The organism is Psychrobacter sp. (assembly GCF_036731945.1).
GTDB lineage: Bacteria > Pseudomonadota > Gammaproteobacteria > Pseudomonadales > Moraxellaceae > Psychrobacter.
Map to the genome: position 1 here is coordinate 1,849 of NZ_DAINDI010000011.1, position 7,733 is coordinate 9,581.

General features: G+C 44.8%; 5 protein-coding genes. All 5 read right to left on the reverse strand.

The window, feature by feature from the left end; genetic code table 11:
• Window positions 1-1,962: aconitate hydratase AcnA (gene acnA / locus V7D75_RS03585; protein ID WP_333613475.1), on the reverse strand; the 1,962-nt coding region annotated here is incomplete at its 3' end.
• A gap of 234 nt (window positions 1,963-2,196) precedes the next feature.
• A complete protein-coding gene (prpC, locus tag V7D75_RS03590) occupies window positions 2,197-3,324 on the reverse strand; it encodes a bifunctional 2-methylcitrate synthase/citrate synthase (protein ID WP_333613439.1) in 1,128 nt (375 codons plus the stop codon).
• Between the two features lie 109 nt (window positions 3,325-3,433).
• A complete protein-coding gene (gene prpB, locus V7D75_RS03595) occupies window positions 3,434-4,324 on the reverse strand; it encodes a methylisocitrate lyase (RefSeq protein WP_068404723.1) in 891 nt (296 codons plus the stop codon).
• Window positions 4,325-4,704: 380 nt separating this feature from the next.
• Entirely contained in the window at window positions 4,705-6,003 is a 1,299-nt protein-coding gene (locus V7D75_RS03600; RefSeq protein ID WP_333613440.1) for an NRAMP family divalent metal transporter, read from the reverse strand.
• Between the two features lie 341 nt (window positions 6,004-6,344).
• Entirely contained in the window at window positions 6,345-7,322 is a 978-nt protein-coding gene (locus V7D75_RS03605) for a LysR family transcriptional regulator (RefSeq protein WP_333613441.1), read from the reverse strand.
• Between the last annotated feature and the right edge of the window lie 411 nt (window positions 7,323-7,733).

Sequence of the window (7,733 nt, forward strand, 5' to 3'; positions counted from 1 at the left end):
TAAATGGTCAGTGGTGATATTGTCACCAAGCACCGCTAGTGGACGCATACCTTTTAGCTTATTCATCGCCGCCATTTTGCCTTCCCAATACGGCGGACGTCGGATATAAGTGGTCATCTCGCGCCAGTCATACAGTGGGCTTAGCGCTTTGCCGGTGTCTTTTTTGGCTTCATCGAACATCGGGATATACACGGCATTAAATTGCTCAGGCTTCACCGCTTTAGCAACGATAGCATCGACTTCGTCATCATCAAACCAGATGTCTTTTAGATACACGTCATTGCCATCCGTGTCTTTACCCAACGAGTCTTTTTCGATATCAAAGCGAATGTTACCGGCGATAGCATAGGCAATCACTAATGGCGGTGACGCTAAAAACGCTTGCTTAGCATACGGGTGGATACGACCATCAAAGTTACGGTTACCAGATAGTACAGCGGTGGTAAATAGGTCACGGTCGATGATTTCTTGCTGGATATCAGGATCAAGCGCGCCACTCATACCGTTACAGGTAGTACAAGCAAAACCAACCACGTCAAAACCAATCTCTTGTAGCTCAGGCATCAGGCCAGCTTCTTCTAAGTACATCTTGACCGTTTTTGAGCCAGGTGCCAATGACGATTTCACCCAAGGCTTACGCAGTAAACCTTTTTTATTCGCATTACGGGCGACAAGACCAGCAGCGACCATATTGCGCGGGTTAGAGGTATTGGTACAGCTGGTAATCGCGGCGATAATCACTGCGCCATCTGGCATTAAGCCATCTTTTGGTTCAGGGAGTTTGTCACCTTCACCGTGAGCAATGCCTTTAGCCACTAAGTCAGTGGTTGATACGCGTGCATGCGGACGCGAAGGACCTGCCATATTACGAACGACTTTTGATAAATCAAACTCAAGAACGCGTGGATAAATGGCATTTTCCATACCGTCAGCCCACAGACCGGTTTGCTTAGCATACTGCTCGACCAGTTTGATTTGTTCTTCACTACGGCCCGTTAGACGCAAATAGTCGATAGTTTGCTCATCGATATAGAACATCGCGGCGGTTGCGCCATATTCTGGGGTCATGTTTGAGATAGACGCACGGTCACCGACGCTTAATTGGCGTGCCCCTTCACCGAAGAATTCGATATAAGTAGATACCACCCCTGCATCACGCAAGAATTCAGTCATAGCCAATACCAAATCGGTACCGGTAATGCCTTTTTGCAATTTACCCGTTAATTTGACCCCAACGTAATCAGGCAGGCGCATGTATGAAGGATTACCTAGCATGACGCTTTCGGCTTCAAGCCCGCCAACACCGATTGAAATCACACCTAAAGCATCAACCATCGGTGTGTGGCTATCGGTACCGACCAAAGTATCTGCAAACGCGACTTGTTCACCGGCTTTGTTTTGTACCACTTGCACAACCGGCGACATTTTTTCTAAGTTAATTTGGTGCATGATGCCGTTACCAGGCGGTACGACGTTGACGTTATCAAAGGCATACTGGCACCAGTTGATAAAGTGAAAACGGTCATCATTACGGCGCTCTTCGATGGCGCGGTTTTTCTCAAATGCGTTTTCTTCAAAGCCTGCATGCTCAACGGCTAGTGAATGGTCGACAATAAGCTGAGTCGGTACGATTGGATTTACTTTTGATGGGTCACCGCCTTGCTCAGCGATGGCATCACGAAGTCCCGCCAAGTCAACAAACGCAGTCTGACCTAAAATATCGTGGCAGACGACGCGCGCAGGGTACCAAGGAAAATCGAGGTCCTGCTTGCCTTCAATATGCTGCTTAAGCGCTGCGGTTAAGTCCTCTGGTGGGCAGCGGCGTACCAAATTTTCACACAATACTTTTGAGCAAAACGGTAGTTTGTCATAGGCGCCAGCTTCGATATTTTCAATCGCTTCACGAGCGTCAAAGTAATACAAGTCTGTGCCAGGTAATGGCTTTTTAAATTGTTCATTCATCGGTTGTACGAGGGCATTGTCCATAAGTCACCTTTGGCTGTTGGCTGGTTGCAATGAGGCTAAAAAGGGGTAAATTTTTTTAGTAAAAGCGTCAAAATAAAATCAGACTTTGCTAAAAAAACTTTTAAGCGTTAAAGGTAGGGATTTGTAGGGCGTGTCTTCAGTTGTTTTATTAAAACTGAAGCACACCCTACAAACATATTGTTTTAAGACACATTATTATTTCAAGACAAGTTAACGCGCACTCATCTCTGGTACTGGACGCAATTCTTCACCCGTATATTCCGCACTTGGGCGAATGATACGGTTGTTCGCACGCTGCTCAAACACGTGTGCCGCCCAGCCGGTTAGACGCGAGCAGACAAATATTGGCGTGAACAGTTTGGTTGGAATGCCCATAAAGTGATAAGCAGAGGCATGGAAAAAATCGGCGTTACAGAACAGTTTCTTCTCGCGCCACATCACTTCTTCACAGCGTACTGATACTGGGTATAGCACCTCATCACCAACATCGGCTGCTAGCTTCTCAGCCCAACCTTTAATAACGACGTTACGTGGGTCTGATTCGCTATAGATAGCATGACCAAAGCCCATGATTTTGTCTTTACGCGCCAGCATTGCCATCATCTCTTCTTCAGCTTCGTCGGCTGATGTAAAGCCTTCAATCATATCCATCGCCGCCTCATTGGCGCCGCCATGCAAGTGACCACGTAATGAGCCAATCGCGCCAGTGATACAAGAGTGGATATCAGATAGGGTAGACGCACACACGCGCGCGGTAAAGGTAGAAGCATTAAACTCATGCTCAGCATAAAGAATGAGCGATACGTTCATAACTTTGGTATGCAGCTCGTTTGGTTTTTCACCTTTAAGCAGATGTAAGAAGTGACCGCCAATCGTATCATCATCGGTTTCGGTTTCGATACGCACATTGTCGTGGGTAAAGCGATACCAGTAATTGATGATTGATGGGAATACCGCCAGCATGCGGTCGGTTTTATCGTTCTCTTGTGAGAAGTCAGTTTCCATCTCAAGGTTACCAAGCATCGAGCAACCAGTACGTAATACATCCATCGGATGCGCTTGTGCTGGGATACGCTCAAGGACATCTTTTAATGCTTGCGGTAAACCACGCATTTTTTTGAGTTTGGCTTGATAAGCATCAAGCTCGCTTTGGGTTGGCAAGTTGCCATAAAGTAGCAAATAAGCCACTTCTTCAAAGACGCATTTATCGGCCAATTCTGACACATCATAACCACGATAAGTCAGCCCTGAGCCTGATTTACCGACCGTCGATAGTGCTGTCTTGCCAGCGACCTGACCACGTAGACCGGCGCCTGAAAGTTCTTTTTGTGCTGCCATGCTTAAATTCCTTTTGTTGGTAGCTCTTTTTGAGTTAAAAAATAAAGATGACTAAAAGTGAATAAGCAAAACCAAAGATAGATGATTTTGCTTATGGTTGACTTAATGCTTATTTACTATTGGCAAACAACTTATCTAGCGTTTGCTCAAACTCATGATAGTTTAAGAAGTCATAAAGCTCCATACGCGTTTGCATGGTATCGACGACTTTTTCTTGCGTACCATCATCAAGCAGATGCTGATAAACGTTTAATGCCGCTTTATTCATCGCACGAAACGCTGATAAGGGATACAGTACCATATCAACCCCAACGCCATATAACTGCTCAGTGGTATAAAGGTCGGTTTGACCAAACTCAGTCATATTGGCAAGGACTGGAATATCAAGTACGTCAGTAAACTTACGGTACATCTCGATATCGGTCAGTGCTTCGGCAAAAATCATGTCAGCACCCGCTTCTTGAAAAGCAACGGCGCGCTCAACCGCTGCATCAAGCCCTTCAACAGATAGGGCGTCAGTACGCGCCATTACTACAAAGTCAGAGTCAGTTTTGGCATCGAGCGCCGCTTTTAGGCGATCAACCATCTCAGAGATACTCACGATTTCTTTGTTTGGACGATGGCCACAGCGTTTTTGCGCCACTTGATCTTCGATATGAACGGCTGCAACGCCGGCTTTTTCCATTTTTTTAATGGTTTGAGCGATATTAAAAGCACCGCCAAAACCAGTATCGATATCAACCAATAGCGGCGTATCCACTGCATCGGTAATACGGCGTGCGTCTTCTAAGACGTTATCAAGGCTGGTCATGCCCAAATCAGGCAGACCAAATGAGGCATTGGCCACGCCCGCACCTGAGAGATATAGCGCTTGATGACCGACTTGGGTCGCCATCATCGCCGTATAAGCGTTAATCGCGCCGACAATTTGTAATGGTTGGTTGTTATCGTTTTTTTGTTTTATTGCACTGCGAAAGCGAGCGCCAGCTGAAGAGGTCATATCGTCGTCCTTACGTGGAGGGTAATCTTATCGTGTGATGAAGGATAAAATTGTTGTGCTTGATTATACCCAATTATCCATGACTGCAAAGCGGTGTTTCTCAAGCTTATATTAAATTTACTTTAAATAGTGATTAATTATATTAAATATATTCAATTATAGAATAGTAATATCCATTTTTTAAACCTTTATCATAATAGTTATTCATATTACTAAAGTCGTCATCTTTACCATATTAATTAATTTACATTTAGTTACAAATAGCTAGGTTCTTTGTCTTTCAACTCTTAAAAAAATAATCACTTAACAATAAAAAGCCCTCATAGCAAGGCTAAAAGGGCTTTTTACTTCTATCATAGAATCTTGATGGTAAGTATTGCTTAACCAATAAATCCTGCGAGGTTGGCGAGGAACAAGAGCGCAAAACCTGTCAAGAATATCAGACCTGCAATCGATAGGGCATTCATACCCACTGATAGTTTTTTATGGTTTTTAACCAATGAATAATTAAGCCAACCAAAAATAGGCGCCGAGACAAACGCCGATATCATGGCAAACTTCAGCATCGCCCCTAATTGTCCGGTAAAGAAAGTAATAATCACCAATCCGCCACCAATCGCATAAGTGGTCCAAAAAGCGATTTGTTTCTTATTAATCTCACTTTGACCTTTAATCAAACGCCAGCATTCAGCATTGGCGCGCCCATAACCATCAGCGCAAGTAATCGTGGTACCAAACATGCACATAAAGGCGACGAAGGCCACCAGTAGGCGTGACCATTCGCCAATGGTGGCGGTATACATATTAATCAGCTGATTGATATAAGCGCCGCCGACTAGCTCAATCTCTTGACCCGAGCCATACTGTACGAACACACCTAACGCTAAGAAAAACAGCGCTAAAATAGCCGACACTGCATAGCCAACGTTAAAGTCTAACAAACCTTGGCGATGGGTGGTGTTGTCGGTTTTTCTTTTGGCTGACGTCCACATCGAGGTAATCGCCGCAAACTCAAGCGGCGCTGGCATCCAGCCCATCAGTGCGACAATGAAACCCAAGGTCGCAAGATTCCAAGGAGATGCGGCGACAAAATCTGTCACCATAACAGTTGGCTTACCAGCGGCAATGACCACCGCGGCGACCGTTGCTGTGGTCAGGGCAATCATAATCCACTTGGTCACGCCATCGAGCAGCTTATAGTGACCAGCAATCAAGAAGAACCATGATACTGCTACAATAATCATCGACAAACTCATGGTTGAGAGCTGCAGAGAGGCGGGCAGCATAAAGCCCAAGATAACCGCTGCAATTAGGGACACCGCACCCGTACTAATCACCGCTGATAGGATGGAGAGAATAAAGTAAATCCAAAGATAGGCCTTTGAGCGTTTGGCATAGCCTGCGATTAAACTCTCGCCCGTATCATAAACATAATCGGTGCCGAAGCGAAAAAACGGATATTTAAAAAGGTTGGCTAAAATAATCATAATCGCCAGCTGCCAGCCATATAGTGCGCCCGCTTGCGTCGATGAAATCAGATGCGAGCCACCGATAGCAGCAGTCGCCATTAATATACCGGGGCCAAAAATCCGCCAGCTAAATCCTTCTTGCTGGGGAACAGCGTGCCCAGTGGCGCCATCGTCGGTGGCGCTCGGGTTGTTGAGTGGTTGTGTGGTCATGAATACCTCGAAATGGTTAAAACGGCAAAACATCACTTACCTGTGTCAGTTTGCCAGTGATCATGAGAGAAACGGTTTATACAATTTATATAGCAGTTAAACTATAAATATAAAACGATTCATCTTGTATCGACTTTAGCATACTGCTGCTGAGCAAGATAAGGATTATTTTAATTATTATTACTAATAGTTTGCATACCTATTCTTGATGGTTAGCATAATAATTTATGAATATCAAGGGTTAGTGCCAATTTTTTTTTGCCGGTTATTTATACCACAATACGCTGCCGATAGCTGCCATTTCGCACGATTTAAAGCGCTTCGATGTACTTTAATGCTCTTTACCCTTGCGAGGTAAAACTTTGCTTACGGTAAGTGATACCGCGGCGCTCATAGACTTGATAAATCGCGCCAAGCAAGTCGGGGATTTTTGGATGGATAAAGTCTTTAAGGGTATGCAGGTAGATAGGAGAGGTGGCATTTTCATGCAATAGGCGACGATAAACGATCTGCTCGGTACGCACCGTTTTTAGGCTGGCAGGGACTAAAGTAATGCCTTCGCCCGCGGCAACCAAACCGAGCGCCACTTGTAAATCACTGACAGTGGTGGTCATAAATGGCGAGATACCATATTGGGCAAATAAATGCAGCAAAGGCTCAGTCACTGGCTCAAAAGAAGGCTGATCGTTAGAAGGCTTAATAGGTATCGCGGTCGTCGAAATAGGTAGATGGGTTTGATGATATAAAATCAAGCGGTTATTTGCCAAGTCAATCAGACGCTGCTCATCGCTATCGGCGAGCGGATGCGCTTTAGGCAGTGCCACCAGATAACGCTCATGCCGCAATAGTATTTGCTGAACCCACGGGTCTTGATGCGCAAAACGCCCAAAGCCAATGTCAATCTCACCGCTTTTTAGAGCGTCAATTTGCTGATAGGAGCTGATGTCCTTGAGATTGACCTCAATATCAGGATGAGACTGCTTTAGCTTAGCGATGACTTCGGGTAATAAGCCGTACAGCACCGATGGTACGAAGCCAATATTTAAAGCCGTACTTGGCGCCGATAAGCGCTGGGTCATACTGGTGACGGTATCAATCTCTGTCAGGATGGTGCTGATTTTATCGTAAAAAAATGCACCCGCTTCGGTCAGGTGGAGCGGTCTATGATAGCGGTCGATTAATTCTACGCCCATATCGGTTTCAAGCTGCTTGAGCAACCGGCTAAGCGTCGGCTGTGACAATCCCGTCTTGCTAGCAGCCGCGCTAAAGCTTTTAAGATCAGCGATAGCGATAAAGGCATTGAGCTGTTTTAGATCCATGTGATGATACTCACTTATTTATGACGCTTATTTAATCAGATATGTTAGCTATTTTAGGCATATAGCAGCGACCCAGCTAAAATTATACTTGAAGGATAGGAGGCGACCCACTATATTGTGTGGCAACGATAGTGTTACAATTTAGCAAACAATTGATGTAAATTAGTTATATAGATAAAACGTAAAAAATCATTTAGACCTTAATTTTAGCAATCATCTAATTTTTGTGGCATTCACTGTTCTGGTATCTCTTCATGAGCGATAAAAAAAGCAAGAAAAGCACTGATCTAGAGGCAAATTTAGCTAAAATCGCTAATGCTAAGCCGCGCAGACGCTCGCGTAAAAACGATATTTATGAGCGCTTTATCACGCGTGTCGAAAATGTGGACGGCAATGATAATGAAGATGGCG